Annotated in this window: 11 protein-coding genes and 3 pseudogenes; 13 read left to right on the plus strand and 1 reads right to left on the minus strand. The window is 38.4% G+C overall.

Annotated features, from left to right (window positions below; genetic code table 11):
* The first annotated feature begins 131 nt into the window (after window positions 1-131).
* The 3 genes from FGL31_RS01950 to FGL31_RS01960 all read left to right on the plus strand — a co-directional run bounded on the left by FGL31_RS01950 (window position 132) and on the right by FGL31_RS01960 (window position 1,912).
* Entirely contained in the window at window positions 132-647 is a 516-nt protein-coding gene (locus FGL31_RS01950) for an LVIVD repeat-containing protein (RefSeq protein ID WP_138089546.1), read from the plus strand.
* On the plus strand, window positions 648-1,325 hold the full coding sequence (locus FGL31_RS01955) for an LVIVD repeat-containing protein (RefSeq protein ID WP_138089547.1): 678 nt from the start codon (window positions 648-650) through the stop codon (window positions 1,323-1,325).
* A 383-nt stretch (window positions 1,326-1,708) separates the two neighbouring features.
* Window positions 1,709-1,912, plus strand: coding sequence for a hypothetical protein (locus tag FGL31_RS01960; RefSeq protein WP_138089548.1), 204 nt, complete (start codon window positions 1,709-1,711; stop codon window positions 1,910-1,912).
* 666 nt (window positions 1,913-2,578) lie between these two features.
* On the opposite strand, the pseudogene FGL31_RS01965 reads toward FGL31_RS01960, so the two are convergent.
* A pseudogene (locus FGL31_RS01965) lies at window positions 2,579-3,368 on the minus strand (SAM hydrolase/SAM-dependent halogenase family protein).
* Window positions 3,369-3,625: 257 nt separating this feature from the next.
* On the opposite strand from FGL31_RS01965, the pseudogene FGL31_RS01970 reads away from it, so the two are divergent.
* The 10 genes and pseudogenes from FGL31_RS01970 to hisIE all read left to right on the plus strand — a co-directional run bounded on the left by FGL31_RS01970 (window position 3,626) and on the right by hisIE (window position 11,921).
* Window positions 3,626-4,601, plus strand: a pseudogene (locus tag FGL31_RS01970) (PhoH family protein).
* Window positions 4,602-4,634: 33 nt separating this feature from the next.
* Window positions 4,635-5,579 (plus strand): phosphoribosylaminoimidazolesuccinocarboxamide synthase, encoded by a 945-nt coding sequence (locus FGL31_RS01975; RefSeq protein WP_099372711.1) that lies wholly within the window; start codon window positions 4,635-4,637, stop codon window positions 5,577-5,579.
* 30 nt (window positions 5,580-5,609) lie between these two features.
* Complete coding sequence (locus tag FGL31_RS01980) at window positions 5,610-5,990, plus strand: STAS domain-containing protein (RefSeq protein ID WP_099372712.1); 381 nt, start codon at window positions 5,610-5,612, stop codon at window positions 5,988-5,990.
* 4 nt (window positions 5,991-5,994) lie between these two features.
* Window positions 5,995-6,906 (plus strand): ribonuclease Z, encoded by a 912-nt coding sequence (locus FGL31_RS01985; protein WP_138094620.1) that lies wholly within the window; start codon window positions 5,995-5,997, stop codon window positions 6,904-6,906.
* A 55-nt stretch (window positions 6,907-6,961) separates the two neighbouring features.
* Window positions 6,962-8,014: a histidinol-phosphate transaminase gene (gene hisC, locus FGL31_RS01990; protein WP_099372713.1), complete on the plus strand. Its 1,053-nt coding sequence runs from the start codon at window positions 6,962-6,964 to the stop codon at window positions 8,012-8,014.
* 6 nt (window positions 8,015-8,020) lie between these two features.
* Window positions 8,021-9,161, plus strand: a pseudogene (hisB, locus tag FGL31_RS01995) (bifunctional histidinol-phosphatase/imidazoleglycerol-phosphate dehydratase HisB).
* 40 nt (window positions 9,162-9,201) lie between these two features.
* A complete protein-coding gene (hisH, locus tag FGL31_RS02000) occupies window positions 9,202-9,792 on the plus strand; it encodes an imidazole glycerol phosphate synthase subunit HisH (RefSeq protein ID WP_138089549.1) in 591 nt (196 codons plus the stop codon).
* A gap of 17 nt (window positions 9,793-9,809) precedes the next feature.
* Window positions 9,810-10,562: a 1-(5-phosphoribosyl)-5-[(5-phosphoribosylamino)methylideneamino]imidazole-4-carboxamide isomerase gene (locus FGL31_RS02005; RefSeq protein ID WP_138089550.1), complete on the plus strand. Its 753-nt coding sequence runs from the start codon at window positions 9,810-9,812 to the stop codon at window positions 10,560-10,562.
* Between the two features lie 2 nt (window positions 10,563-10,564).
* Window positions 10,565-11,320 carry an imidazole glycerol phosphate synthase subunit HisF gene (hisF, locus tag FGL31_RS02010; RefSeq protein ID WP_138089551.1) on the plus strand — a complete coding sequence of 252 codons (756 nt, stop codon included), beginning with the start codon at window positions 10,565-10,567 and terminating at the stop codon, window positions 11,318-11,320.
* On the plus strand, window positions 11,298-11,921 hold the full coding sequence (hisIE, locus tag FGL31_RS02015) for a bifunctional phosphoribosyl-AMP cyclohydrolase/phosphoribosyl-ATP diphosphatase HisIE (RefSeq protein ID WP_262709020.1): 624 nt from the start codon (window positions 11,298-11,300) through the stop codon (window positions 11,919-11,921). Before hisF ends, hisIE begins: the two co-directional genes overlap by 23 nt.
* The last annotated feature ends 12 nt before the right edge of the window (window positions 11,922-11,933 follow it).

The raw sequence follows: 11,933 nt of genomic DNA on the forward strand, positions 1-11,933 counted from the left end.
TGATGTTAAATATTTTAATAGGTGTTTTAAACATGAATATCTTTCAAGCAATTTTTCTGCCTTTTTTTGTTTTTTGATGTAGCATAATAAGAATAGTGTACGTCAATACAATAAGACCATTACACTAAATTATGAAAATTCAATTCCAAAAACTCAAAAACAGCTTACTGCTATTTCTGCCGTTGCTTTTTATGTTCGCATTCCTTGGATGCGATAAAATGGATGTTAAGGAAACTTACACCCTTAAAATCCCAATCTACAAAAAACTATGGGAAGTTCGCAAAATGGACATTGTCATGTCAAGTCCCCAACAAGTTCAAAATGCAGGAAAAATCTATCTCTACAAAGATCATCTGTTTATCAATGAACCAAACATAGGGATTCATATCTATGATAATTCCAATCCGGTTAGTCCGAAGTCATTGGGCATGCTTCCAATTATTGGGAATTTTGATCTAGGAATCCAAAACGATCTGCTCTATGCTGACAACATCGTCGACCTACTCACTTTTGACATCTCTAACTTATCAAAACCAGTATTGGTCGATAGGCAAAAAGATGTTTTCGCCATAAAATATAAATTAGGAGAAATAGAAAGATACGAATTACTAGACACCGATTTAATTCCCGTTAGTTACAGGGATTAATTGATTAACAGTGAGTATAAAGATAAATATACCCCTAAGGAGCCAGAGTTAATTTATTTAGAAAACTACAGTGCCTTAAATAATAGTGGAGGTGGCACAAACCAAGTTGGTCAAGCAGGTTCAACTGCTAGATTCGCTATCTCTAACAATGTATTGTTTGCAATCTACTTGAACAAAGTCAAAAATTTTGACCTGAACAACCCCCGTTCACCGAAAATGCTGAATGAAGTTGATCTAGGCTTCGGAATAGAAACATTGTTTCCATACAAAAAATCCTTGTTTGTCGGGGCTTTCAATGGCATGCACATCCTGGATATCACAAATCCCTATCAACCGAAACATATGACAACCTATGCTCATGTTGTTGCTTGTGACCCAGTTGTAGTTAACGATTCTTATGCATTTGTGACATTAAGAACGGGTACTATGTGTGGGGGAGTCCAAAATATTCTCGAAGTGGTGGACATCACAAACCTAAATTCACCTAAACAGGTTAAAGTATATCCTATGCAGAATCCACATGGACTTTCTCTAGCAGGCGATTATCTGTATGTCTCTGAAGGGGACTTCGGTCTGAAAAGTTTAAAGTCAATGATGTCAATGCAATTGATAAAAATATGGTGCAGCACCTCGATAAAATTAAAAGTACGGATATCATTGCTGGACCGAAATCATTGATCGTCATGGGGGAATGAAACAATCTGCCAATTTGATTATTCTAACAAAGCCAATCTGAAACAGTTGAGCTGTATAACCATAGGAAAATCCAAATAATATAGACTATGAAAAATACTTTTTTAATTATTCTAGTCTTGACTGGGATGATGTTCATCAGCGGTCATTTGTTAGCTCAACAAAACAAATTCCACTAACCACACTCAAGGCGGTCTAATAGCATATAACATCAATTTTGATGAAGTTGGTTGGTTCGTTCAGACCTTTAATGGTATGCGAATAAACTCAAACCTTGCCATCGGGGGCACGGCTGGTTTTGAGAAATTGTTTGTTAACAAGATTTTAAATATTCAATTATTCCTGTTGCAGTAGGTTTAAGGTATGATGTGCCGATTCCATCATTGCGGAGGGTCTTTGTTGGCTTGGATGCAGGATATGGATTTGCATGGGAAAAGGAACCGCCTCTTGAAGGGGAAGCAAAGGGAGGGATGCGTGTTAACCCTGAAATTGGTGTGAAGTTCGAGCTGGGTGAAGGGAAGACTTTTATGACCTTTGGACTAGGTTATCTGTTCCAGCAATTCCAAGACTGAATATACTCAAGGTTACTCTATTGGACCTGGAGAGACAGAATATATCATTTATTATCCTATTGAGGATTACCTGAATAAACAGGATATCAATGCGCATAGATTCACCCTTAAAATCGGCTTCGGGTTTTAAGAGCTGATATAAAATATTCCTAATAACCTTAAAATGGGTAAGGGTGGCAAGATAATGACTTGTCGCCCTTTTTTGATGATTGATTACGCTGATTAAATAATGAACTATAATTTTATGGAAAAACCTATCCCGTTTAATATCTCAAATCTCACATCTCATATCTCATATCTAATCACAATATCTCAAATCTCATATCTAATCACAATATCTCAAATCTCAAATCTCATATCTGTAACTCCTTCCACTCTCCTTCGTCTCTTGTTCGGACTTTGTTTGGACCTCGTTCGGAGCTTCTTCGGAAAACACCCGAACAAGGTCCGAACGAGGTCCGAATGAAAGAGGACTCAGAGTGGAACAAGAGTGGAAGGAGAGTGGAACAAGAGCAGAAAAAAATAAAAAAAGTCTCTTATCTATATGCTAAGAAATCATTGGAAAAGAAAATTGGATGATTAGAGATTTTGAGAACTAATGCTTTGGTTTCAATAATGTTGTATTTGAAAAAAAACGTGGAACATTGATAGAAAAAAGAATGGTTTCTATTTTTTATCTAGGAATTCGACAAGGATGGTTTCATCTTGATATAAACCCAGGAGTTGACTGGCGTGTCCTTTGTTGATTGCTATTTCGAGGAAATTACTGATGCCGAATAAACAGAGTTTTTTCACCTTCAGAAACTTCATTGTAATGCCAACTCAGGTTGCTGATGGTTTCGTTTCTTTTGAAGCGGAGGATAAAATCTCTTCCTTGCTGAACTTGGTTGAATAGATCCTTGCTGATGTTACTGATAACATTCCCGAAGGAATCGATAAAGGTAACATGCCCCTTGATGGTGTTGTTGTTGTAGATCGGTTGGAAGGTAACCTTTTGGACAGCGTTGTCCACCGGGATTCCGATTTCCTTTAGTTTTCCGCCGTTTGCTATATGGCAAGCTGCTTTGGTCAGGATATCAGCAAGAGGGAAATGCAGGTATCTCAAGTCTTGCATAATATTGATCTCGACCATTTCGGTGGGTTTGTCCTCGCCGGTAATAATGCTGAATATACCATTGTCTGCGCCAACGAAGAATTGACCCTTATATGCCATCGCTAGATATCTTGAGTCTTCTTGGAAAACAGTGTCGATGCCGATCAAGTGAACGGTGTTCTTCGGGAAATAAGGGTAAGCATTGTTGATAACAAAGGCAGCGTGTTGAATACTGAAGGATGGGATGTCATGTGAAATATCCACAAGTCTTACATTCGGCAACTGCGAAATGATGCTGCCCTTGAGTGCAGCTTGATAAAAATCGCGGTGACCTAAATCTGTGGTTAACGTAATTACTCCCATATTGTTCAGCAAAGCCTGAAGCTAAAAAATTTTACTGTTATTTTGTTAAGCGAATTACAAAAATAGAAAAACTAAACTGATTGCTAAATCTAATATTAATTATTACTTGCAATTGCTTTTATTTCTGCTCAATTAGTTTTGTATTTTTGATTCAACAAAGTGGATAAAAGGCATAATATTTTTGTTTTTTTGAATATCTTTATTCACACGCCACATGGACATGACGTGATTTAACAGGAAATTAATACTGAAATAATTTGAGCGAATTAGAAATCAATTTGGATGTTGTCAATTTGGTGACATTATGGGGAGCTCAGAATGAGAATTTTGAGTTTATTAAGAAAGCGTTTCCGAAGTTGCGTCTCGTAGCACGAGGAAGTACCTTGAAAGTTTTGGGTGAAGAAGGTGAAAGAACAAGGTTCCAACAGGTTTTTGATGATATTTTGGCTCATATAAATCAGTTCCAGACGTTGTCCCTATTAGAATTGGAAAGTTTGTTGGGGTCAGTGACTTCAGTGAAACCTAATCCGATTGCTGAAAAAGAGGATGGCGATCAAAAGGCGGCTGCATTTAAGGGAGAACCAATCGTTTACGGACCTAATGGTATTGTTGTCCGCGCTAGGACACCCAACCAAAGGCGAATGGTCGACAGTATCAACAAAAATGATATCCTTTTCGCTATCGGACCCGCAGGGACCGGAAAAACTTACACCGCTGTAGCATTGGCTGTAAGAGCACTCAGAAATAAAGAAATCAAACGAATCATATTGACAAGACCTGCTGTAGAAGCTGGTGAGAATTTGGGTTTTCTTCCAGGTGACCTGAAAGAGAAAGTCGATCCATATTTACGCCCATTGTATGATGCCCTAGATGATATGATCCCGGCCGAAAAACTGAAAGGTTATCTGGAGAACAGAACGATCGAAGTCGCACCATTGGCATTTATGCGCGGTAGAACCTTAGACAATTGTTTTGTGATATTGGATGAGGCTCCAAAATGCGACCGATATGCAGCTGAAAATGTTTTTGACTCGTATGGGGCCAACAGCAAAATTTATCGTCACAGGCGATATGACCCAAGTGGATTTGCCGAAAAAGACGCAGTCAGGATTGGTCAATGCTGTCAAGATACTTGATGGAATCGAAGGTATTGATATGATTTATTTAAGTGGCTCTGATGTTGTTCGCCATAAATTGGTGAAACGGATCTTGGAGGCTTACGGCGATATTTAAGAAATAAATTAGCGCGTCTCAGACGCAAACACAATGAATACAATAAAAGAAACAAATTTTAATTTTAAGGGTCAAACTGCATTTTATAGAGGAAAAGTTAGAGATGTATACAGTATCGGCGATGATTTTTTGGTCATGGTCGCTTCGGACCGTATCTCAGCATTTGATGTAGTATTGCCAAAGCCAATCCCTTACAAGGGTCAGGTTTTGAATCAAATTGCATCGAAGTTCCTTTCAGCGACTGAAGACATCCTGCCTAATTGGGTTGCCTCAGTTCCAGACCCGAATGTTACCATCGGAAAGAAATGTGAGCCTTTTAAAGTAGAAATGGTAATCCGAGGTTATGTTTCAGGACATCTTTGGAGAACTTATAGAGATGGTGGCCGTGTACTCTGCGGAGTTCAGTTGCCTGAAGGTTTAAAAGAAAACGATAAATTACCTACGCCAATCATTACTCCTTCTACAAAAGCAGATGTAGGACATGATGAAGATATTTCCAGAGAAGATATTATTGCTCGTGGAATTGTTTCAGAAGAAGATTATACGCAATTGGAGAAATATGCGCATGCTTTATTCCAAAGGGGAACTGAGATTGCTGCAGAGAGAGGGTTGATTTTGGTGGATACCAAATATGAATTTGGTAAGAAGGATGGTCAGATCTATTTGATCGATGAAATCCATACACCAGATTCTTCACGCTATTTCTATGCGGAGGGTTATGAAGACCGTCAAGCAAAAGGTGAAGCACAGAAACAGTTGTCCAAAGAATTCGTAAGACAATGGTTAATTGAGAACGGATTTCAAGGGAAAGATGGACAAAAAGTGCCAGAAATGACTGAAGAAATTGTAAAATCGATTTCGGAACGTTATATTGAGCTTTATGAACATATCACGGGTGAAAAGTTTCTTTATCCAGAAGAAGGAGATGTTTTGGAAAGGGTAGAGAAAAACGTTTCAAAAGCCTTGGATAATTTGTAGAATGTTAACACGCTATTAATCAATTTTAATATGAAATTTACGGTAGATAAGTATGATCGATATGTGGTGATAGAACCACTCAATGAAAAATTAGATGGAGAGACTGCCGCGAGTTTAAAAGGTGAGTTTATGCTCCGCAATACCGGTGGACAGCGTAATATTGTCTTGGATATGAATAATGTAATAGCGACAGATGAAACCGGTATCCGTACTGGGCTTTTGGCACGCAGATTATGTAAATCCCTAGGAGGATTGTTTATATTGACAAACCTGAATGAAGATGTTTTGAAATATATCAAGTCCCTAGGATTGGATAAATATTTTATAATTACGTCGAATATTGAGAAAGCCAAGGATTTGATTTTTGGCAATGAGATCAGATTGGATCTTAAGAAAGAAGAGCAGGCGTAATATGTTGCGGTTTGAGGTTTTAATATTAGGTAATAGCTCGGCGACACCCATGTTTGAGCGCCATCCTACATCTCAAGTTGTCAATTATAATGAGCAATTGTTCTTGATAGACTGTGGAGAGGGTACACAGATGCAACTTTCCAAATATGGTATCAAGAGCAATCGCATAGACCATATTTTTATCAGCCATTTGCATGGGGATCACTATTTAGGCTTGGTTGGTCTTGTATCTTCTATGCATTTGGTAGGTCGAAAGGCCGACTTGCATATTTACGGTCCTGCACCATTGCAGGAAATCCTCGAATTGCACTTTAAATACTCAGAAACAGTTATTCGCTATAAGATTATCTTTCATCAGACGAATCCTGACCAAGAGGAAGTATTGTTTGAGTCACGAATGTTGACGGTTCGGTCCTTTCCGTTGATTCATAGAATTCCTTGTACCGGCTTTAGATTTGATGAAGGTAAGCGTGCAGCAACCCTTATTCCAGAAAAAGTAGAAGCACTGAATATTCCTAAAGTATATTTTGCTGCGATCAAAAAAGGACTTGACTATGTCGACCCTCAAGGAAATGTATTTGCTGCCAGTGAATTAACGCTCCCGCCACCAGCCTCACGTAGTTATGCTTATTGTTCAGATACCGTTAGGCATGGGATCTACTTAAGTTCTATCGAAGGGGCAGATCTGCTCTATCATGAAAGTACTTTCTTGCATGAAATGGTAGACCGGGCAAAAGAAACTTTCCATACCACATCCATGGAAGCTGCGGAGATTGCCAAAGAAGCAAATGTAAAGAAGCTTCTGCTTGGACATTACTCCGCAAGATACCGAACACTACAACCATTGCTGGATGAAGCCCAGCTTGTTTTTCCTAACACAGAACTATCAGTAGAAGGGAAATGGTTTTTAGTTTAGTGTTTTTGTTAATTTTTAGCCATATTTACAGCTCGAAAATTTTTAGACTAATACAATGTCCTTCAACTTAACCGCACTGCTTCGAGATAACATCAAGAAACTGGTGCCGTATTCTTCGGCACGAGATGAATTCAAGGGAGAAGCATCCGTATTTTTGGATGCCAATGAGAACGCTTTTGGTTCTCCGCTTCCACATGATTACAACCGATATCCCGACCCTCTTCAGCATCGTTTAAAGGAAAAGTTATCTAAAATCAAAGGCGTTCCTGCAGAGAATATGTTCTTGGGGAACGGTTCTGATGAAGCAATCGATATTTTATATAGAGCATTTTGTACTCCAAAACTGGATAATGTCATATTAGTGCCCCCAACTTATGGAATGTATGAGGTCTCGGCTAACATAAATGATGTTGAAACCAGGAAAGTAAATCTTACTCCAGATTTTCAACTTGATTTGGACGGAATTGCTGAAGCATTGGATACTCATACAAAAATGATCTTTATATGCTCACCTAACAATCCTACCGGCAATAGCATCAATCCATTGGATATTGAAACGCTACTTGTAAATTTTAAAGGTTTGGTGATTGTAGACGAGGCATATATCAATTATTCATCTCAAAAGTCATTCACGCATTCCCTTCCAGAATTTCCAAATTTGGTGGTTTTACAAACATTGTCCAAAGCTTGGGGATTGGCAGCATTGCGTTTGGGGTTAGCATTTGCAAGCAAAGAAATCATTGAGGTGTTCAATAAAATCAAACCTCCCTATAATATTAATCAAGCGACTCAAGATTTAGTCCTTGAAGCGCTAGAAAATGTGGACGTTGTTAATGAATGGATCAAAACAACTGTAGCAGAAAGAGGAGAACTGGCGAAGAAATTAATGGCATTAGACCAGGTAGAGCATATTACTCCTTCTGACGCTAATTTTATTCTAGTAAAGTTAGATAAACCGAGAGAACTTTATGGTTATTTGGTAGAGAAAGGGATAATTGTTCGTGATAGGTCCAAAGTAGCACTTTGTGAAGGTTGTCTTCGTATTACGGTTGGGACAAAACCTGAAAACGAACGACTATTAGAAGAAATCCAACTATTTTATAAATAAGAAAAAATGGCTGATCAATTAAAAAGAATATTGTTTATTGACAGAGATGGTACTTTGATTTTGGAACCGGAAGACGAGCAGATCGATTCGTTTGCAAAATTAAAATTCTATCCTGGCGCATTACAATATCTACCTAAGATAGCAAAAGAATTAGATTTTGAATTGGTATTAGTGAGCAACCAAGATGGATTAGGGACTGCATCACATCCGGGAGGAGAACTTTTGGCCCGTTCATAAATTTGTGTTGGATACTTTCTCTGGAGAAGGTGTAACATTTGTCAAAGAGCATATTGACAAGACTTTTCCTCATGAGAATGCCGATACCCGTAAGCCAGGTATCGGGATGTTGAAGGAATACTTTGACAATGAAAAATATGACTTGGCCAATTCATTTGTGATAGGTGACCGTGTTAATGATGTGCGTCTAGCACAGAATCTGGGTGCTAAAGCAATCTGGTTGAGAAATAATGATGACCTTGGCAAACACGAAGGTGTTGAGTTTCTTGAAGATTCAATCGGTCTGGAAACCAAAGATTGGAAATCAATCTATGAATATCTAAAATTAGGAACACGCACCGGAGAACACCATCGCAAAACCAATGAAACAGATATCTATATCAAATTGAATTTGGATGGTAGTGGTGTTTCAGACATTGATACTGGTCTTCCATTTTTTGATCATATGTTGGACCAATTGGCTCGTCATGGAGCTGTGGACCTGACAATCAAAGCAAAAGGAGATTTGCATATTGATGAGCATCATACCATTGAGGATACAGGAATAGCCTTAGGGGAGATCTTTTTATCAGTATTGGGGAATAAAAGGGGAATTGAGCGTTATGCATATACTTTGCCAATGGATGATTGCTTAGCTCAGGTTGCCATTGACTTTGGTGGTAGAAACTGGATTGTTTGGGATGCTGAGTTTAAGCGTGAGAAAATAGGAGATATGCCAACAGAAATGTTCTTTCATTTCTTCAAGTCATTTTCGGATGCTTCAAAATCCAATTTGAACATTCAAGCGACTGGAGAAAACGAACATCATAAAATTGAGGCTATTTTCAAGGCATTTGCCAAAACAATTAAAAAAGCTGTTCGTAGAGATGTTGATAATATGCAACTTCCTAGTACAAAGGGATTATTGTAAAAACGAAATGGGATTTGCGGGGTTATACTATTAAGGTATTATGATTGGGATAGTAAATTACGGAGCTGGGAATATTTTTTCCATTACGGCAGCACTAAAGCGATTGAACATTGATTATGGGATGATCAATAAGCCTGAGGATTTTGATTTATATGATCGGATCATTATTCCTGGAGTAGGGCATGCTGGTGCCGCAATGCAGAAACTGGTAGAATCAGGTTTGTCGGAGACGATAAAGGGTTTGAAGAAACCAGTATTGGGGATATGTGTAGGGATGCAGTTAATGACGGATTATTCTGAAGAAGGCGATGTTGATCTGTTGGGAATTATTCCATTGAAGACGTTACATTTTAATGGTCGAGTTCAAGAAAAGGTACCACATATGGGCTGGAATAGTATTGAATTTCAAAATAACTGCCCACTTTTCAAGGATATTCCTAATAATTCCTATTTTTATTTCGTTCATTCTTATTACATTGAACACGAATTGACCTATGGGATAGCGACCTGTGCGTATGGATTGCCATTTTCGGCAGCAATATCTCGAGATAACTTCTGGGCAGTACAATTTCACCCTGAGAAATCAGGGCAAGTTGGGGAACAGTTGTTGCTGAATTTTAATGAGTTTTAATTGAATTTTTTTAGACTATGTATATTATACCTGCAATTGATGTTTTGGACAAACAGGTTGTCCGTTTAAGAGAGGGAAACTACGAAGATGTTACCACCTATCCTATTACTTTAGAGGAACAAATCGACAAGTATCATGCAAATGGTACCGAGATTGTTCATATCATTGATTTAAATGGTGCTAAAGGAGATTTCAGCAACCAAGAGTATTTGTTCGAGATCATCAGAAAAACTGAAATGAAAGTTCAGTATGGTGGCGGTGTTCGTAGCATTGAAAAAGTTAAGGAATTGGTTGATGCTGGAGTTTATCGCGTTATTGTAGGTACTCAAGCCATCACAAATCCTACATTTTTAGAGGAGCTGAGCAAATTGAACGAAGGCAGAGTAAAATATGCAGACCATATCGTGATTGCTATCGATGTACTAGATGAGGTAATCAAATATTCAGGATGGTTGGAAAGCTCGCCAATCAAATTGATTGAATATATCGACAAATGTCTAAGCCTAGGCTTCTATCGTTTCTTGTGTACAGATATCAGCAAGGATGGAAAATTAGGTGGAGCAGGCGTAGAGCTTTACAAGAAACTTTTAGATCATTCTCCAATCATCAAGTTAATCGGTTCTGGTGGAATTAGTTCTATGCAAGATATCGAGGAACTGAACAATTTAGGCAAGATGGAGTCAGTAGTTGTTGGTAAAGCTATTTACGAAAACAGAATTACTATTGAAGAGATCAAGGACTGGAATCTTAAAGCATTAATTAGTTTTTAAGGATGCTAGCGAAGCGAATTATTCCCTGTTTGGATGTTAAGGATGGTCGCACGGTAAAAGGGGTAAATTTTGTTGACCTTCGAGATGCAGGTGATCCTGTAGAATTAGCATGGCAATATTCGCAACAAGGTGCTGATGAGCTTGTCTTTCTAGACATTACAGCTACCCATGAGCGACGTAAGACAACAGTAGATCTTGTTAAAGCTGTTGCGAGCCAAATCAATATTCCCTTTACTATCGGTGGAGGCATTAATGAGCTTGCAGATGCAGATATACTATTAAATGCTGGTGCCGATAAAATTTCCATTAACTCAGCCGCGGTGCGCAATCCAAATTTATTGAATGAATTTGCAAAAGCATTTGGCGTTCAGTTTGTTGTTTTAGCGGTTGATACGCGATTGGTTGATGGAAAGAATTATGTTCACTTGCGTGGTGGCCGCGACATGACAGAAATTCAAACCGAAGATTGGATCAAGGAAGCTGAAGATCGTGGTGCAGGTGAAATATTATTGACCTCGATGGATCATGATGGGACGAAAAATGGATTTGATAATACGTTATTGAAAAAAATCAACGATTCCATCCATATACCTCTGATAGCTTCGGGGGGTGCAGGAAATCAGCAACATTTCGTTGATGTTTTTCAGCAAGCATCCGTTGATGCAGCTTTGGCGGCATCGGTCTTTCATTATGGGGAGATCTTGATCCCAGAATTAAAAGAAACATTGCACGCTAATGGTATTCCCGTTAGACGATGATAATACATATAACATGACTATTGACTTTAATAAAGGTGACGGGCTTGTTCCTGTAGTGATCCAAGATTATCAGACTCTTGAGGTTTTGATGTTGGGCTACATGAATGCAGAGGCTTGGGAGAAAACTCAAGGAGAACAGAAAGTCACTTTCTTTTCAAGAAGTAAAAACAGGCTCTGGACAAAAGGTGAAGAGAGCGGCAATTTCTTAAATGTCGTTGATACTGCTATCGACTGCGACCAGGATACTATATTAATCAAGGTTGACCCAGTTGGCCCAACTTGCCACACAGGATCCCGCAGTTGCTTTAAAACTGAATTCAATCAAAACTTCTTGTTGCAATTGGAAAGGATCGTTCAGTATAGAATAGATTTTCCGAGTGATGAATCTTATGTGAACAGACTTCGTTCAAGAGGTATCAATAAAATTGCTCAAAAAGTAGGTGAGGAAGCTGTAGAAACAGTTATTGCGGCATTGACAGAGACTGATCAAGATTTTATCAATGAGACCTCTGATCTATTATTCCACCTGATCGTTTTATTGAAAGAAAAAGGAATGAGCTTGGAAACAATCGCCAAAAACTTAGAAGGCAGACATCAATAGAAAAATTTGATA

Origin of the sequence: Sphingobacterium daejeonense, assembly GCF_901472535.1 — a bacterium.
Lineage (GTDB): Bacteria > Bacteroidota > Bacteroidia > Sphingobacteriales > Sphingobacteriaceae > Sphingobacterium > Sphingobacterium daejeonense.

What these genes read in the sequence shown, in the direction of transcription:
- FGL31_RS02005 (WP_138089550.1), top strand. Translation starts at nt 9,810, where the DNA reads ATGTATATTATACCTGCAATTGATGTTTTGGACAAACAGGTTGTCCGT.
- FGL31_RS01950 (WP_138089546.1), top strand. Translation starts at nt 132, where the DNA reads ATGAAAATTCAATTCCAAAAACTCAAAAACAGCTTACTGCTATTTCTG.
- FGL31_RS01975 (WP_099372711.1), top strand. Translation starts at nt 4,635, where the DNA reads ATGAATACAATAAAAGAAACAAATTTTAATTTTAAGGGTCAAACTGCA.
- hisC (WP_099372713.1), top strand. Translation starts at nt 6,962, where the DNA reads ATGTCCTTCAACTTAACCGCACTGCTTCGAGATAACATCAAGAAACTG.
- FGL31_RS01980 (WP_099372712.1), top strand. Translation starts at nt 5,610, where the DNA reads ATGAAATTTACGGTAGATAAGTATGATCGATATGTGGTGATAGAACCA.
- hisF (WP_138089551.1), top strand. Translation starts at nt 10,565, where the DNA reads ATGCTAGCGAAGCGAATTATTCCCTGTTTGGATGTTAAGGATGGTCGC.
- hisIE (WP_262709020.1), top strand. Translation starts at nt 11,298, where the DNA reads ATGGTATTCCCGTTAGACGATGATAATACATATAACATGACTATTGAC.
- hisH (WP_138089549.1), top strand. Translation starts at nt 9,202, where the DNA reads ATGATTGGGATAGTAAATTACGGAGCTGGGAATATTTTTTCCATTACG.